We start from the raw sequence: 15,256 nt of genomic DNA, 5'->3' as shown, positions 1-15,256 counted from the left end.
CCCTGCCCCGCTCCGCACGTCCCCTGCCCCGCTCCGCACGTCCCCTGCCCCGCTCCGCACGTCCACAGTTGCCGCACGACGGAATGCCCGGGGCGGACCTCACGGGTGGGCCTTACGGCGGCGGGCCTCGCACCTCGGCCGCCCGTCCGGCCCGGCCCCGGCGCACGGGGGCCGGGGCCGGACGGGGGCAGCCGGACGGGGGTCAGCCGGACGCCGGGGTACCGGGCTGGTCGTGGGTGGAGCAGTGGATCCCGCCGCCGCCGGAGGCGATGTTGTCGATCTTCAGCGGGACGATGTCCCGCCCGGGGAAGTGCTCGCGCAGGATCTGCTGGGCGCGGTCGTCGGCCGCCGCGTCGCCGAAGCGCGGCAGGAACAGCGACTTGTTGGCGACGTAGAAGTTGATGTACGAGGAGACGAAGGCGTCGCCGCGGCCGGTGATCCGGTCCGGGTCGGGCTGCGGCAGCTCGATCACCTGCAGCGGCTTGCCGCTCGCGTCGGTGGCCTCCCTCAGCACCTCCTTCGCCTGGGCCGCGGAGCGCGACCAGACGTCCTCGGGCGCACCGGGGAACGGCTGGTCCAGCAGCACGACGCCGGGCGCGGCGAACCGCACCAGGCAGTCCACATGGGCGTCGGTGATGTCCTGGTCACGCACGCCGGCGAACCAGATCACCTTCGTCACGCCCAGGGCCCGCTTGAGCTCGGCCTCGATCTCGTCCCTGGACCTGCCGGGGTTGCGGCGGTCGTTGACCACCGAACTCTCGGTGACCAGCAGGGTGCCGCGGCCGTCCGTCTCGAACGAGCCGCCCTCCGCGACCAGTGGGGTGCTGACCCGCTCGATGCCGTACCGGGCCAGCAGCGCGCCGGCCAGGGCGGTGTCGTTGCCGTGCTCCTTCTGCTTGTTGCCCCACCCGCTGAAGTTGAGATCGACGCCCTTGAGGGTGCCGGAGTCCTCCACGAAGACCGGTACGGTGTCGCGCGCCCACAGGTCGTCCACCGGCAGCGGGACGACCTCCACCCCGTCCCCGCAGGCGCGTTGCGCGGCCTCGGCCTGGGCCGGCCGGGCGAACATCACCACCGGCTCGTAACGGCCGACGGCCCGGGCCAGGCCGGCGATGTCCTGCCGGACGTCCGGGAGTTGGCTGTCCCAGATGCCGGTGGAGGCGGGCCAGGACATGAAGGTCCGCGCGTGGCTCTCCCACTCCGCCCCGAACCGTCGGGCGGACGGCGCGCCACCGCCGGGCGGGGCAGGCTCCGGCGCCGGCTCCTCGTCCCCCGACGGGGCGCAGGCGACACCACCGAGGGTCAGCAGGCCGACGCCGGCGGCGGCGCGCAGCATGGTCCGACGGGACAGGGCGAAATCTGGCACAGGACAACTCCGAGGGGAATGGGGTGACTTCGGCCGGGCGGCGGCGGCGCGGACGGGCCCGGCGAGCGGGCGGGGTGCGGCCACGGGCGGGATGGGGGGACGGACCGGTCCGCCCCGGGCTACGGCAGCGGCTCGTGCATGGTCGAGCAGTGGATCCCGCCGCCGCCGGCCATCAGCCGGTCGACGTCGAGCTGGACGACCTCACGACCGGGGAAAGCCGCGGCCAGTGCCTGCCGGGCCGCGGCGTCCTTGACCCGGTCACCGAACTGAGCCGTGATCACCGCGCCGTTGACCAGGTGGAAGTTGAGGTAGGAGTCGACGAACGCCGAGTCCCGGGAGCGCACGGTGTCGGGACCGTCGACCCGGAGGACCTGGAGCCTGCGGCCGCGGGCGTCGGTGGCCCGGGAGAGGATGTCGAACTGCTGACGGGCGTCGCGGGCCCAGGCGTCGTTCCGGTCCGCCGGGGGCAGCTGCACCATCACGACGCCCGGCCGGACGAACCGTGAGGTGACGTCGATGTGGTCGTCGGTGATGTCCTGGCCCTTGATGCCGGGCACCCAGATCATCTTGTCGGCGCCGTAGACGTGCAGCACCGCCTCCTCGACCTCGGCCCGGCTCCACCCGCGGTTGCGGTTCTTGTTGACGAGGCTGCTCTCGGTGGCCATCACGGTGCCGTCGCCGTCCGTCTCGATCGCGCCCGGCTCGCCCACGAAGTCGGCGGTGCCGAAGCGCAGGCGGTTGCGGCCCGCGATGCCGCGCGCGACCTCGGCGTCGTCGGCGTGGGTCTGCTTGTTCCCCCACCCGTTGAAGTTCAGGCCGACCGCGTCCAGCGCCCCGTAGCCGTCGCGCCGGAACACCGGGGCGGTGTCGCGCATCCACAGGTCGTCGGTGGGGATCGCGTCGGTGACCGTCACCCCGGGGCCGCACCGGGCGCGGGCGTCCGCGGCGGTCCCGGCGTCCGGGGCGCACAGCACCACCGGTTCGAACCGCGCGACGGTCCGCGCGATCAGCGCGATGTCCTCCTGGACACCGCCCAGCCGGCGCCCCCACACGGACCGCCGGGACGGCCAGGACATCCAGGTCCGGGCGTGCGGCACGTCGTCCGCGGGGACCCACCAGCGCGGCAGCGGCTCGTGCGCGGCCGGCGCGGCGGCCGCCGCACGGGAGCCGAGCGCGAGTCCCGCCGCACCCAGGCCCACCGCGCCCAGCAGGGAGCGCCGCGAGGGGCCGGCTCCGAAGAGGCGGTCGACGAGGGAAGGTCCCGCAGTGCCGGGGTCGTTCATAGCAGTCTCCAGATCAAGTATCGCCTGCGACCGGCCGGGAGGGCGCCCGGCGGCGTCCGACGCCGGTGCCGGACGGGGTACGCGGAGCGCACCGGGGGCCGAAGGGTCGGTCCTGGCCGGGTGCGCGGGCCGTACGGGGGCCGGACGCCGCCGTCCTGGCCGGCCGTGGACCGACGGCGGTCGCCGGGAGGGCGGGCCGTCCTCACACTCTCGCATTGACTGAATTTTCAGTCAAGAATGACTACAGAGGGCTCCCCGGCATCCCGGGCTGCGGTCGACCCGGGGCGGTGGCCCGGTGCCGCGGAGCGGTCGGAGCAGGGGTGACCAGCGACGTCCGGCCCCCGGCCACCCTCGGCCGGGGGCCGGCGATGCCCCTGACGGGCGCTGCGGCCTCCGACCGAGGCACCGCCCGGACGGGGCGGGCGAGCGTGACGCTCCCCACGGCCGGGCTGTCCGGCACGCAGCGGGGACGGACCGGACCGGCCGGGCGCAGCGCGGCGGGCCGTCCGGCCTTGCCCCTCGATGGCCGGCCGCGGGCCGGCTCCACCGGTCGGTCGGGGCGGCACGGGCGGCACGGGCTCGACGGCCGGGATGGGCCCGGACGGCCGGGGCGCCCCGGCCCGGTCCGGCCTATCGCCGGGCGAGCATCTCCAGCTCACCGTCGATGGCGCCGGCCATCAGCTCGCGGGCGTGGGACAACGGGAGGCTGCCGCTCAGCCAGCGCACGCTGAGGCCTTCGAGCAGGGCGGTCAGGCGTTCGGCCGAGCCGGCCAGAGCCGCGGCGCCGCCCATCGGCCGGACCCTGCCGAGCAGTTCGGCGATCTCCTGGACCCAGATCAGCGTGGACCTGGCGAGGTCCTCCCGCAGGTCGGGCTCGAACACCGCACTCGCCCGCAACTCCCCCCAGGCGGTGCTGTTCTCCCGCACCTCGGGAACGTCCTGGAACTCCAGCAGCAGGGTCTGCTCCAGTTCGGCCCTGGCGTCGAGCGGCGGGGCGCCCGGCTCGCGCTGCGTGGTGTAGCGCTCGGCGCGGTCGCTGATGAACTCCAGGGTCGACCGCAGAATGCCGGTGCGGTCCTTGAAGTGGTAGTAGATTAGCGCTGTGGACACACCGGCCTCGGCCGCCAACTCCTCCACGCGCAGCCCGCGGACCCCGCGCCGGGCAATCACCCGCGCGGCCGCTTCCATGATCGAGGTTCTACGGTCTGCCACGGGGCAACACCCTACCCGTTGGCCCCACCAGGACAGAACCCTCGGACCTGACTGAAATTACAGTCGGCTAGAGTGCCTCCAGCAAGCCCGACCCACCTACCCCGACCCACCTACCCTGATCCGGCTGCCCTGATCCGGCTGCCCCGGCCGCCCGGGCCGGATCCCGCCGCGGTGCCGGCCCCGGCCGGTGGGCCCGCACCGGCCCGCGCCGGCCCCGGCCGCCGCACCGACCCCGCCCGACCACCCCCGAGCCGCCGGAGGCCATCGTGACCCCTGGAGACCGCACGGTCCCGCTGCCCTCGACCTTTCAACCGCTCTCGGCGGACGATCCGCGCGAGGTGGGCGGCTACCGCGTGTTCGCCCGGCTGGGCGCGGGCGGGATGGGACGGGTCTACCTCTCCTACACCCGGGGCGGCCGGCCGGTGGCCATCAAGGTCGTCCGGCCGGAGCTGGCGGAGGACCCGGAGTTCCGGCACCGGTTCGCCCGTGAGGTCGCCAGCGCCCGCCGCATCCACGGGCTCTACACCGCGCAGGTGGTCGACTCCGGGGTCGACGCCGCCCAGCCGTGGCTCGCCACCGCCTACGTGGCCGGCCCTTCCCTGCACCAGGTGGTGGACCGGTTCGGCGCCCTCCCAGAGCGGACCGTCCTGCTGATCGTCGCCGGTATCGCCGAGGCGCTGCAGGCGATCCACGCGACGGGCGTGGTGCACCGCGACCTCAAGCCCGCCAACGTCCTGATCGCCGCCGACGGCCCGCGGGTGATCGACTTCGGCATCGCCCGAGCCGCCGACAGCAGTGCGCTCACCTCGACCGGCCTGCGGATCGGCTCGCCCGGCTTCATGGCGCCGGAGCAGGTCCTCGGAGAGGCCGCGGGCCCGGCCACCGACGTCTTCGCGCTCGGCGCCCTCGCCGTCTACGTGAGCACCGGGACCCCGCCGTTCGGCGGTGGCCCCGAGTCGGCCACCATGTACCGCGCGGTGCACGAGGACCCGGACTTCGCCCGGGTGCCGGCCGGGCTGCGCCCGCTGCTGCGCCAGTGCCTGGCCAAGGACCCGGGACAGCGCCCCGGCACCCTCCAGGTGATCGAGGCCGCCTGCAGCCACCCCGCCGTCGGCGGACACCTGCGCTTCGCCGACGGCTGGCTGCCGCAGCCGGTCAGCTCCGAGATCCGGCGCCGCGCCGACCTGCCCACGGCCCCCGCCGGCCCGTCCGCCGCCGAAGTGGCCGCCGGGCCCGTCGCCGGCGAGCCCGTCACCAGCGGACCGGCCACCACCCTGGACCCGTCCCGGGCCGCGACCGCCGACGCACCGACCGCCCTCGTCCCGGCCCGCCCGCCGGTGACCGTCGCGACACCGGCCCCGGCAGCGGCACCAGCACCGGCACCGGCACCGGCATTGGCCCCGGGCGGCGAGCCGGGACAGGACCGCGACCGGCACCGGGGGCCGAGACGCCGGCGGACGGCCCTCACCGCGACCGCCGCCCTGCTGATCGGCGCGGCGGGCGCGGCCGCCGTCCTGCTCTCCCCGCTGCTCGGCGACGACCTGGCGGACGCCGGCACCATGGACGTCGTCCCGGGCAGCGCGCCTCCGGCCACGCCCCCGACCGGGCCTGCGACACCGGCCCCGAGCACGCCCGCCGCGCCGGCGACCACCGCCCCCGGCCCCGGCTACACGCCGGTGTACACGGGGACGGAACTGACCTCGCCGGACCCCACGTACGAGTTCGACATCAAGACCGGCCGGGTGGCCCCGCAGGAGAACGCGACCTGGTACCTGGGGCGCAGCGCCACCGAGTTCTTCGTCCCCGAGGACAGCGACACCTACATCGCCGCCGACGGCCGGCTGACTCCCGAGGACTGCGCCAAGGGCATCGAGAGCCGGCCCGCCACCACGCTGCCGTTCAGCACCCTGCGCGACGGCCGGGCCTTCTGCGTCCGTACCCAGGCCGGCCGCGAGATCGCCGTGGTGCGGGTGCTCTCGGCCGGCACCGAGGACGGTGCGGTGCGGATCTCCATGGACTACTACCGCCGGAACGGCTGACCCGGCTCGGGCCGGGGAAACCACGGTCGCGGCGCCGGGTGACCTGTCCCGGCGAGGCTTGAGCAGGCTCCGTCTCACCGCAGTCCGGCCACGGCGGTCACCGGCGGCCCAGAACTGGCGCGCGAGAGCGTCAGAACGGCGGTTCTGTGGAGCAGGTGCCGGTGTCGGCCCGGGGATCGTCCGCAGGTTCGGGCGGCGGGCCTTGCTGGAGGACTTGCACCGCTTCCCCGATCCGGCGCAGGCCGACGAGGAGCCCGGCCCGGAGCGAGGCGTTGCCGGCCGGGTGCCGTTCGAGGACGGCGAGGGCCTCCTCGGCACGGCCGGCCGTGGCGAGCAGTTCGGACCGGGACCAGGCCGCGTACCAGGTGTCGCCTTCCGGGTGCGTCCGGATCTGCTCGATCGCCTCGTCGCCCCGCCCGTGCCGGACCAGCCGCCCGGACAGCGGGACGGCCACGTGCCCCATCCGGTCGGACGCTGCGGCGAACGTCCCGTAGGCGGCGACCGGCATCGCCACGTCGCCGTGCTCCTCCAGGACCTCGGCCCTGACCGGTCGGGCGAACCTTGAGGCTGAGCTGGCAGTAGCCATCCACCCTTGTGCCGACAGCTGGAGCGAGGCTGGGCCAGGGGCGTCCTGCTCGGTCGGAGGCAGCGGACGTCAGGAGTTCAAGAAGGGTGGACCCCGGGTGGCCCTGGAAACTCGCACAGGCGGAACGGTAGTAGCAGCTCCAGTAGCTCACGACCCGCCGCTGAGTGCGCGCGAAGAAGGCCGGGTTGTCCACGATGAATTGCCCGTAGGCGAGATGGCTGCTGGTGCCGGGCATCGCGAGATCACGAAGCTCATCGCAGATGACGATCAGGATCTCCACGACGTACTCGCCGACCAACTGCACGACGAACGGGACGACCCACGGGTCCACGGAGCCGACGACCTTCGCCAGGTGGCGCTGCCTGACCATCCCGTCGTCGTGCCTTGAGTACAGGCAGTGCAGGAGTTGTCGCTGCCGCGACGAGAGCGACGCCAGCGCGTCAGTCGGCGGCTCGTCGTTGTAGAGGCGCCCGGGGATGGAGACGCGCTGGCCCTCTACGACGACCGAGAACGGGTCAAGCGGCCGGAATCGCGAAACAGGCATGATCGCCAGAGCGGCCTCGGCATCGCCTGAAAGCTCGACCGGGAACGCGTTGATCAACGGATCGCTGTTGCCGGAGAGCGGTTGCACGAGCTGAGCACAGGCGGACGCCCTGGCCACTCGGCCTACCCCTACGGCCCAACCTGGTCACGGTACGTGGTCACAGCACTGGGCGCCGCCTCCGACACGACGCCGGCCAGCGACGGCCAACGTCGTGCAGACGGGTCGGCGTGATGCGGTTTGCGGTTCGCGGTTCGCGGTTCGCCGTACGGTACGCGGTTCTCGGTCCTCGGTTCGCCCCGGAGCGGGTCACCCGGGAGCGAGGCTGACGGGCCGGTCGGCCGGCTCCGGCCCGGTCAGCCGCTGGTGGCCGGTCAGGCGGTCCGGGCCGGGCCGTCGGCGGAGCCCCGGCCGGGCTCGGACTCGGGCTCGGCCGGCCGGACGCGCAGGCGGCCGGCGGCGGCCGCCCGGTCGAGCCGCCGCTGTTCGCGGGCTGCCCAGTTGCGGACGCGCTCCGGGTCGAGCGGGACGCCGTGGCCGACATGCAGCCGGGCGGGCCCGAGCGCGAGCATCGCGCGGAGGCTGGTGAGGTTGCGCCGCGGGTCGTCGTGGAACGGCGGGTTGGCGGGGCGGCCGGGGACGAGGCCCATGAAGGAGTTGGCGATCAGGTCACCGGCGACCAGGTCACCGTCGTCGGTGAGGACGGACACCGAGCCGGCGGTGTGCCCGGGGGTCGGCATGATCCGGGCGTCGACGCCGAACTCGTGCAGCGCCAGCTCGCCGTCGAGGAGCACCTCCGGCTCGAACGGGTCGACGGCGACGTGGAGTTTGCGGTTGCGGGCCATCAGGCGCCCCATCCGGCCGGTCGGCAGGTACGGCTCCCGGACCCGGCCGGTGCGGTACTGCCCCAGGTCGGCGACGTGGCCGGCCACGGGGGCGCCGGTGAGGCGGTGGAGCTCGGCGGCGGACCCGAAGTGGTCCAGGTGACCGTGGGTGATAACGATCAGCCGGAGATCGGCGGGGTCGACGCCGTTGCGGGCGACGGCGTCGAGGATCCGCCCGGCGCTGCCCGGGGTCCCGGCGTCGACGAGCACGGGGTGACGGCCCAGCAGCAGGTGGGCGTTGACGGCGTGCCTGCCGAGGACGGGGATCGGGATGACCTTCGTACGGGACATGTGGGCTCCCTGTGGAGTGGGGTGGTCCTACGGGTTGCGGGGTTGCGGGGTTAGGGGCTTACGGGCTCCGCGGGTGCGTCGGTGGGGCGGGCGTCGATGGGCGTGCGGAGGCGGCGCGGGGCGCGCGACAGCGGCACCCGGCGCAGGTCGGTGCGTGCGAGCGGGACGTGGGCCGGCCGGCCGGGCGAACCGGGGCGTGCGGTGGGGGCCAGGGGCGCGATGCGGACCGGAACGCGTCGTGCGGACCGGACGCCCCTCCCGGCCGGTGTCCGGGCAGGGGGCCCGGACGGGGTCAGACCGCCGGCTGGTGGGCGGGTGCGTCGGGCGAGCGGAACCGCCGCCGGTACTCGGCCGGGGTGGTGCCCAGGCGTTTGCGGAACACCCGGTGCAGGGTCTCCACCGAGCCGAGGCCGGTACCGGCCGCGACGCCCGGCAGCGACCGCTCGCTCTCCTCCAGCAGCCGCCGTGCGGCCTCCAGCCGGACGGCCTCCAGGTAGTCGGCCGGGGTCCGGCCGGTACGGCGGCGGAACAGCCGGGAGAAGTGGCGGACGCTCACGTGCAGGTGGTCGGCCAGCACCGGCACCGGCAGGTCCTCCGCCAGGTGCTCGTCGATCCAGCGCAGCAGGTCCTCGATCCGGTCGTCCGCCGAGTCCTGGAGGGACAGCGGAACGCTGAACTGGCTCTGCCCGCCGGCTCGTTTGACGTACATCACCATGGCGCGGGCGGTGTTCAGTGCCAGCTCCTGCCCGTGGTCCTCGGCCACCATCGCCAGGGCCAGGTCCAGCACCGCGGTGACGCCGGCGCAGGTCCAGACCCGCCCGGCCCGGAGGAAGATCGGGTCCGGGTCGACCGCGACGAGCGGATGGGCGGCGGCCAGCCGCTCGGCGGTCAGCCAGTGCGTCGTGGCGGGCAGGCCGTCCAACAGCCCGGCGGCGGCCAGGATGTGGGCTCCCGCGCACAACCCGGCAACCCGGCGGGCGCCCGGCGCCGCCGCGCGGAGCCAGGCCGTCACCTCCGGGTCGACCACCGCCTCCACCCGCCCCGCGGTCATCTCCATCGCGCCGGCCACCAGCAGGGTGTCGATCCCGGCGGGCACCTCCGCCAGGGCCAGGTCGGCCACCAGCCGGACCCCCGAGGAGGTCGTCAGCTCGCCCGGCCGGGGTGCGGCGACCCGCACCCGGTAGCCGCGCCCGCCGGGCGCGATCAGCCGCGAGGCGATGGAGAACACCTCGGCGGGCCCGGTGACGTCGAGCAGCTCGACGCCCGGGAAGGCGGCGACGAGGACAGTACGGGGATCGGCCATGCCCCGATCCTCGCGCCGCGCCGCGGCGGCCGCAACGACCTGGTTCTGTCACATCCGGCCCTCGGCCCGAACGGACCGCTGGACCGCTGGACCGCTGGACGGCGGATGGCGGGCGGCGGGCGGCGGGCGGCGGGCGGGGCCAGGCGAACCGCCGACGGCCGTACCGCGCGTGTCCTTGACCGGGACGGGCCCGGCTGCGCCGTGGTGGTCGGATGGGCGAGCAGCGGTTCGACGTGTGGGCGGACGGAGCGGCCTACGAGCGGTACATGGGCCGGTGGAGCCGTCCGGTCGCGGACCGGTTCCTCAGCCGGCTCGACGCCGGGGGCGGTCCGCGGTGGCTGGACGTGGGCTGCGGTACCGGGGCCCTGACCGCGGCGGTGGCCGCCCGCTACCGGCCCCGCGTCGTGCTCGGGTTGGACCGGTCCCCCGGGTTCGTGGCCTCGGCGCGGGCGAGCACGCCGGCCCCGGCCTGCTTCGCGGTGGCCGACGCCCTGGCGCTGCCGGTGCGCGACGGAGGGTGCGACGGGGTCGTCAGCGGGCTGGCGCTCAACTTCCTTCCGGCGCCGGCGGCGGCCGTGGCCGAGGCCGCCCGGGTGGTCCGGCCCGGCGGGCCGGTCGCGGCGTACGTGTGGGACTACTCCGGCGGCCTGCCGTTCCTGCGCCACTTCTGGGACGCGGCGGCCACGGTGGACCCGGCGGCGGCCGCGCTGCACGAAGGCCGCCGGTTCCCGGTGTGCCACCCGGATCCGCTGCGCGGGCTGTGGACCGGGGCCGGGCTGCGGGACGTGTCGGTCACGGCGATCGAGGTACCCGCCGTCTTCGCCGGTTTCGCGGACCTGTGGGAGCCGTTCCTGGCCGGGCAGGGCCCCGCCCCCGGCTACGTCGCCACGCTCACCCCCCTCGTCCGGGACCGCCTGCGGGACGAGCTGGGCCGGACCGTTCCCACCCGACCGGACGGGTCCGTCGCGTTCACCGTCCGCGCCTGGGCGGTGAGCGGCCGACGGCCGGCCCGGGCCGGGGGCGGGTGACCGCCGGGCCGGTGCCCGCACGGCGGTGCGGTGCTGAAGCCGGAGGGCAAGCCGAGGAGATCACCATGGGCACCTGGGACATCGGCCCTTTCGGGAACGACACGGCAGCGGACTTCTCCTACACCCTGGACGAGACGCCCCCGGGCGAGCGGGAGAACCTCATCCGGACCACGCCGGCCCGCACCGTCCAGACCCGCGACTACCTCGACAGTCCAGAAGCTGTGGAGACCGTGGCTGCCGCCGCCCTCGTCGCGGCCCAATGCCCGGCCGGCGAGCCGATCACCACAAGCTACGGCCCTGACAACGCGTTGCCGCGTTTCGCCACCGATCTTCGGACACTTGCCGCCGAGGCACTCGGCCGGGTCCTCGCCGACGAGTCCGAACTCGCCGAACTCTGGGACGACAGCGGCCAGAGACCGCAATGGCGACAGAGCATCGCCCGCCTGCGAGCCGTCCTTGATCCGCGACCCGGGTCTCAGGAAGAGCCTGCTGCTCCAGGTCTGACCTGCTGACGCTGCCGTGCCCCCGGCACGCACGGCCGGCGCGACCCGCTCACCGGTCGTCCGGCTGGAGGGCCGGGGCCGTGGCCTGCGCGTCGGCTGCGGTGGCGGCGAGGCTGCCGAGGAGCTTGACCCGCTCCTCGGTCGGGGATCCCGTCGCGCTCGTGTAGGCATACATCATCCAGCCGGGGTGGTCGGGCAGTTCCACGCCCTCGTAGACGAATTCGAGGTCGCCGACGTCGGGGTGGTGGATGTGCTTGGTGCCGGTGCGGTGCAGGCGGACGGCGTGGGCGGACCAGCGGCTGCTGAAGGCGTCGCTGCGGGCCGCGAGTTCGCCGATGAGGTCGGTCAGGTCCTTGTCGCGCGGGTTGCGTCCCGCGGCCGTCCGGAGGTTCGCCGCGGAGGCGTCCGCGGCGCGCTCCCACTGCGGGTAGAAGGTGCGTGCGGCGGGGCTGAGGAAGATGAACCGGGCGCTGTTGTCGCGGGCGTCCGGGTCCGTGAGCAGCGGGGCGAGCAGGGCCCGGGCGAGCGGGTTGGTGGCGAGGATGTCGCCCCGCTGGTTGACGATCCACGCGGGTGCGCCGGTGATCGCGTCGAGGAAGCGCTGGAGCGAGGGCCGGACCGTCGACTGTGCGGGGCGCGAGCGGCGCCGGGCCGGTGAGGGGTTCGCCGCCCTGGCCAGGTCGTGCAGGTGCTCGGTCTCCGCCTCGTCGAGGCGCAGCGCCCGGGCGAGGGCGTCGAGCACTTCGGCGGAGACGCCGGCGAGGTTCCCGCGTTCCATCTTCGCGTAGTAGTCGCTGCTCATCCCCGCGAGCATGGCGACCTCCTCGCGGCGCAGGCCGGGCAGGCGACGACGGCCGCCACCGACGATCCCCGCCTGCTCGGGGGTGATCCGGTCGCGTCGCGTGCGCAGGAAGTCCCGCACCTCGGCCTGGTTGTCCATGTAGTCCACGGTACGGCCGGCCGAGGATCTGTAGGAGGGACTGCCAGTACACGTAAAGGCCGTCCCTCGCGTCCTCCACGGGCCGGTGCTGCAATGGCTACGTCGGGGCGGTCCGGATCTTCCGGGCCGCCGGGAGCGCCCCCGTCACCCGCGGTCCGGCGTCACCGGGCACCCGGCCGTCACCGGCGGCCGCCACGCATTGTCACCACGAAGGACAGGACACACGATGAGTCAGGACCAGCAGCAAGGACGCGTCGCCGTCATCACCGGGGCCTCCTCCGGCATCGGCGCCGCGACCGCCCGGTCCCTGCACGCGGCGGGCTACCGGGTGGCGCTTCTCGCCCGCCGCACGGACCGCATCAAGGCCCTCGCCGACGAGCTCGGCGACGGTGCCGTCGCCTGCTCCGCCGACGTCACCGACCGTGACAGCCTGGTCGCGGCGGCCGAACAGGTGCGGCAGGAGTTCGGCGGTACGGACGTGCTGGTGAACAACGCCGGGGTGATGCTGCTCGGCCCGTTCTCCGCCGAGCGGCGTGCGGACTACCGCACCATGATCGAGGTCAACCTGCTCGGGGCCATCACGGCCACCGAGGTGTTCCTCGACCAGCTCAAGGACGGCGGCGGCGACCTGGTGAACATCTCCTCCGTCGCCGGCCGGGTGGCCAACGCCGGCAGCAGCGTGTACGCGGCCACCAAGTTCGGCATCAACGGCTGGTCGGAGTCGCTGCGCAAGGAGCTGCTGCCCGACGTCCGGGTCACCGTGATCGAGCCCGGCGTCGTCGCCACCGAGCTGCCCACCCACATCACCCACGAGGCGACCCGCCAGGGCGCCCAGCAGCTCTACGACGTCGCCGAGGTCACCGCCGAGGACGTCGCCGAGGTCATCACCTTCGCCCTCCAGCGCCCCCGGCACCTGGCCGTTCACGAGATCCTGCTCCGGCCCGCCGGCCAGGCGCTCTGACCCGATGACCCCCTCGGTGCGCGAGCGGCGTGCGCGAGCGGCGTGCGCGAGCGGCGTGCCCGCCCGCAGGGGGGACGAGGACGCCGCCCCAACGCCCGCGCCCCGCTCCACCACCCGCGCCCCGCCCCGCCGCCCGCGCCCCGCCCCACCAGCCGTGCCGACGCCGACCGCGGCGCCGGCCGCAGCACCGGAGTCCTCCGGGCTTCCCGTCCCGGACGCCCGTGCGCGACGGGCCGCACCCGGTGCCGGCGAACCGGCATCGACCAGCGAACGAACAGGATCCTCCCGTGAAGCACATCCACCTGCGTGACCTGGACGTCTCCCGCATCGGCCTGGGAGCCATGGGCATGTCCCACGGCTACACCGGCGCCGGCACCGACGACGACCAGTCCGTCCGCACCATTCACCGCGCCCTGGACCTGGGCGTCACCCTCGTCGACACCGCCGAGGTCTACGGCCCCCGCGTCAACGAGGAACTCGTCGGCCGCGCCCTCAAGGGCCGCCGCGACCAGGTGGTGCTCGCCACCAAGTTCGGCCTGATCTCCCACACCGGCCGCACCGGCCCCACCGACAGCAGTCCGGCCAACATCCGCGCCGCCGTCGAGGGCTCCCTCACCCGCCTGGGCACCGACCGCATCGACCTGTACTACCAGCACCGCGTCGACCCGGGCACGCCGATCGAGGAGACCGTCGGGGCGCTGGCCGAGTTGGTGACCGAGGGCAAGATCCGGCACATCGGCCTCTCCGAGGCCGGCCCCGGGACCATCCGCCGCGCCCACGCCGTCCACCCGGTCACCGCGGTGCAGTCCGAGTACTCGCTGTTCACCCGCGACCCCGAGGCCCGCGTCCTGCCCGTGCTGCGGGAGCTGAACATCGGCTTCGTACCCTTCTCCCCGCTCGGGCGCGGCTTCCTGACCGGCACGATCCGCTCCACCGGGCAGTTCGACCCGGACGACTTCCGTGCCGACAACCCGCGGTTCACCGGCGAGAACTTCGGGCACAACCTGCGCCTGGCCGACCAGGTCGCCGCCGTCGCCGCCGAGACCGGCGCCACCCCGGCACAGGTGGCCCTCGCCTGGCTGCTCGCCCAGGGCGACGACATCGCGCCGATCCCCGGCACCCGCCGCGTGGCCCGGGTCGAGGAGAACGCCGGCGCCGACGCCGTCCGCCTCACCGAAGAACAGCTCACCCGGCTCAGCAGCCTGCCCCCGGCCGCCGGCGACACCCACAACGAGGCGGGCATGCGGATGATGGAGCGCTGACGCCCCGGGACCGGCCCGCGTGCCGCGTCCCACCCCGCCCACCGCCCCCACCCATGGGCCACCGGGCCTCCCGCTGACTGACCACCACCCACCGTCCGACGATCACCTCCAGGAACCTCCGTGCAGCACATCACCCTGAACAACGGCGTCCGGATGCCGGCCCTCGGCTTCGGCGTCTACCAGATCCCGCCGGACCGGACCGAGCAGGCCGTCTCCGATGCCCTCGCCGCGGGCTACCGGCTGCTGGACACCGCCGCCGCCTACGGCAACGAGGAGGCGGTCGGCCGCGCCGTCAGGAACAGCGGCATCCCGCGCCAGGAACTGTTCGTCACCACCAAGTTGTGGGTCCAGGACGCCCCCGCCCAGGAGAACACCCGGCGCGCGTTCGAGACGTCCCTGGGCAAGCTCGGCCTCGACCACGTCGACCTGTACCTGATGCACCAGCCCTACGGCGACGTGTACGGCCAGTGGCGCGCCATGGAGGCGCTCACCCGTGAGGGCCTGGCCAGGGCGGTCGGCGTCGCCAACTTCTCCCCCGACCGGCTGCTGGACCTGCTCCTCAACAACGAGATCACCCCGGCGGTCAACCAGATCGAGACCCACCCCTTCTTCCAACGCGGCCCCGACCACGCCCTGATGCGCGAACACGGCGTGCAGCACCAGGCGTGGGGCGGCTTCGCCGAGGGCAGGAACGACCTGTTCTCGAACCCCGTCCTCGCCGGGATCGGCGACGCGCACGGCAGGTCCGTGGCCCAGGTCGTGCTCCGCTGGCTGCTCCAGCGCGACATCGTCACCATCCCCAAGTCGGTCGACCCGGCCCGGATGGCGCAGAACATCGACGTCTTCGACTTCCGGCTCACCGACGACCAGATGTCCGCCGTCACCGCCCTCGACACCGGCGGGACCCTCTTCTTCGACCACCACGACCCGGAGATGGTCGCCTGGCTCAGCAAGCGCCGCCTGGACGACTGAGCAACGGGCCGGGACTACCGGCGTGGGGCCGGCCCGACGTACCGACGCGTCCCCCCAGCGACAGGACGACGGCCTTCGAGAGCGA

The 15,256-nt window shown here is 74.6% G+C and carries 13 protein-coding genes and 1 pseudogene; 6 read left to right on the top strand and 8 right to left on the bottom strand.

Translation table 11 applies throughout. The features are described 5' to 3' along the window. Positions 1–202: 202 nt before the first annotated feature. The 3 genes from IE329_RS35755 to IE329_RS35745 all read right to left on the bottom strand — a co-directional run bounded on the left by IE329_RS35755 (position 203) and on the right by IE329_RS35745 (position 3,837). Complete coding sequence (locus tag IE329_RS35755) at positions 203–1,336, bottom strand: agmatine deiminase family protein (protein ID WP_373311401.1); 1,134 nt, start codon at positions 1,334–1,336, stop codon at positions 203–205. Between the two features lie 149 nt (positions 1,337–1,485). Next, positions 1,486–2,649, bottom strand: coding sequence for an agmatine deiminase family protein (locus IE329_RS35750; RefSeq protein ID WP_190215214.1), 1,164 nt, complete (start codon positions 2,647–2,649; stop codon positions 1,486–1,488). A 630-nt stretch (positions 2,650–3,279) separates the two neighbouring features. Next, the gene (locus IE329_RS35745; RefSeq protein WP_190215218.1) at positions 3,280–3,837 is read right to left on the bottom strand and encodes a TetR/AcrR family transcriptional regulator; all 558 of its coding nucleotides are present in this window, start codon (positions 3,835–3,837) and stop codon (positions 3,280–3,282) included. 290 nt (positions 3,838–4,127) lie between these two features. Here IE329_RS35745 and IE329_RS35740 point away from each other — a divergent pair, with 290 nt between their 5' ends. Then, a complete protein-coding gene (locus IE329_RS35740; RefSeq protein ID WP_229928028.1) occupies positions 4,128–5,900 on the top strand; it encodes a serine/threonine-protein kinase in 1,773 nt (590 codons plus the stop codon). Positions 5,901–6,030: 130 nt separating this feature from the next. Here IE329_RS35740 and IE329_RS35735 read toward each other — a convergent pair whose 3' ends face one another. From IE329_RS35735 to IE329_RS35720, 4 genes and pseudogenes are all read right to left on the bottom strand, one after another. Then, positions 6,031–6,486 (bottom strand): hypothetical protein, encoded by a 456-nt coding sequence (locus IE329_RS35735; protein WP_190215213.1) that lies wholly within the window; start codon positions 6,484–6,486, stop codon positions 6,031–6,033. Further along, positions 6,476–7,117 (bottom strand): annotated as a pseudogene (locus IE329_RS42130) (hypothetical protein); the annotation flags it as partial. The gene IE329_RS35735 and the pseudogene IE329_RS42130, both read right to left, overlap by 11 nt. Before the next feature lie 284 nt (positions 7,118–7,401). Continuing rightward, a complete protein-coding gene (locus tag IE329_RS35725) occupies positions 7,402–8,202 on the bottom strand; it encodes an MBL fold metallo-hydrolase (protein WP_190215211.1) in 801 nt (266 codons plus the stop codon). A 292-nt stretch (positions 8,203–8,494) separates the two neighbouring features. Further along, positions 8,495–9,505, bottom strand: a complete 1,011-nt coding sequence (locus tag IE329_RS35720) for a GlxA family transcriptional regulator (RefSeq protein ID WP_190215210.1) — start codon at positions 9,503–9,505, stop codon at positions 8,495–8,497. A gap of 212 nt (positions 9,506–9,717) precedes the next feature. On the opposite strand from IE329_RS35720, the gene IE329_RS35715 reads away from it, so the two are divergent. Both IE329_RS35715 and IE329_RS35710 read left to right on the top strand, forming a co-directional pair. Continuing rightward, the gene (locus IE329_RS35715) at positions 9,718–10,533 is read left to right on the top strand and encodes a class I SAM-dependent methyltransferase (RefSeq protein WP_190215209.1); all 816 of its coding nucleotides are present in this window, start codon (positions 9,718–9,720) and stop codon (positions 10,531–10,533) included. Positions 10,534–10,598: 65 nt separating this feature from the next. Next, positions 10,599–11,045 carry a DUF4259 domain-containing protein gene (locus tag IE329_RS35710; protein WP_190215208.1) on the top strand — a complete coding sequence of 149 codons (447 nt, stop codon included), beginning with the start codon at positions 10,599–10,601 and terminating at the stop codon, positions 11,043–11,045. A gap of 40 nt (positions 11,046–11,085) precedes the next feature. Here IE329_RS35710 and IE329_RS35705 read toward each other — a convergent pair whose 3' ends face one another. Next, positions 11,086–11,976: a helix-turn-helix transcriptional regulator gene (locus IE329_RS35705; RefSeq protein ID WP_190215207.1), complete on the bottom strand. Its 891-nt coding sequence runs from the start codon at positions 11,974–11,976 to the stop codon at positions 11,086–11,088. Positions 11,977–12,202: 226 nt separating this feature from the next. Between IE329_RS35705 and IE329_RS35700 the strand changes: the two genes are divergently transcribed. The 3 genes from IE329_RS35700 (at position 12,203) to IE329_RS35690 (ending at position 15,171) form a co-directional block, all read left to right on the top strand. Next, positions 12,203–12,937 (top strand): SDR family oxidoreductase, encoded by a 735-nt coding sequence (locus IE329_RS35700; RefSeq protein ID WP_190215206.1) that lies wholly within the window; start codon positions 12,203–12,205, stop codon positions 12,935–12,937. 287 nt (positions 12,938–13,224) lie between these two features. After that, positions 13,225–14,199 (top strand): aldo/keto reductase, encoded by a 975-nt coding sequence (locus IE329_RS35695; protein WP_190215205.1) that lies wholly within the window; start codon positions 13,225–13,227, stop codon positions 14,197–14,199. A gap of 120 nt (positions 14,200–14,319) precedes the next feature. Beyond that, positions 14,320–15,171: an aldo/keto reductase gene (locus IE329_RS35690; protein ID WP_190215204.1), complete on the top strand. Its 852-nt coding sequence runs from the start codon at positions 14,320–14,322 to the stop codon at positions 15,169–15,171. The last annotated feature ends 85 nt before the right edge of the window (positions 15,172–15,256 follow it).

The organism is Kitasatospora indigofera (genome assembly GCF_014655955.1).
Lineage (GTDB): Bacteria > Actinomycetota > Actinomycetes > Streptomycetales > Streptomycetaceae > Kitasatospora > Kitasatospora indigofera.
This window is presented reverse-complemented; position numbering and strand designations above follow the sequence as displayed.

Bases quoted from the DNA above. Each gene is read 5' to 3' on its own strand.
- IE329_RS35700 (WP_190215206.1), top strand. From the start codon at position 12,203: ATGAGTCAGGACCAGCAGCAAGGACGCGTCGCCGTCATCACCGGGGCC.
- IE329_RS35725 (WP_190215211.1), bottom strand. From the start codon at position 8,202: ATGTCCCGTACGAAGGTCATCCCGATCCCCGTCCTCGGCAGGCACGCC.
- IE329_RS35735 (WP_190215213.1), bottom strand. From the start codon at position 6,486: ATGGCTACTGCCAGCTCAGCCTCAAGGTTCGCCCGACCGGTCAGGGCC.
- IE329_RS35710 (WP_190215208.1), top strand. From the start codon at position 10,599: ATGGGCACCTGGGACATCGGCCCTTTCGGGAACGACACGGCAGCGGAC.
- IE329_RS35745 (WP_190215218.1), bottom strand. From the start codon at position 3,837: ATGGAAGCGGCCGCGCGGGTGATTGCCCGGCGCGGGGTCCGCGGGCTG.
- IE329_RS35750 (WP_190215214.1), bottom strand. From the start codon at position 2,649: ATGAACGACCCCGGCACTGCGGGACCTTCCCTCGTCGACCGCCTCTTC.
- IE329_RS35705 (WP_190215207.1), bottom strand. From the start codon at position 11,976: ATGGACAACCAGGCCGAGGTGCGGGACTTCCTGCGCACGCGACGCGAC.
- IE329_RS35715 (WP_190215209.1), top strand. From the start codon at position 9,718: ATGGGCGAGCAGCGGTTCGACGTGTGGGCGGACGGAGCGGCCTACGAG.
- IE329_RS35720 (WP_190215210.1), bottom strand. From the start codon at position 9,505: ATGGCCGATCCCCGTACTGTCCTCGTCGCCGCCTTCCCGGGCGTCGAG.
- IE329_RS35755 (WP_373311401.1), bottom strand. From the start codon at position 1,336: ATGCTGCGCGCCGCCGCCGGCGTCGGCCTGCTGACCCTCGGTGGTGTC.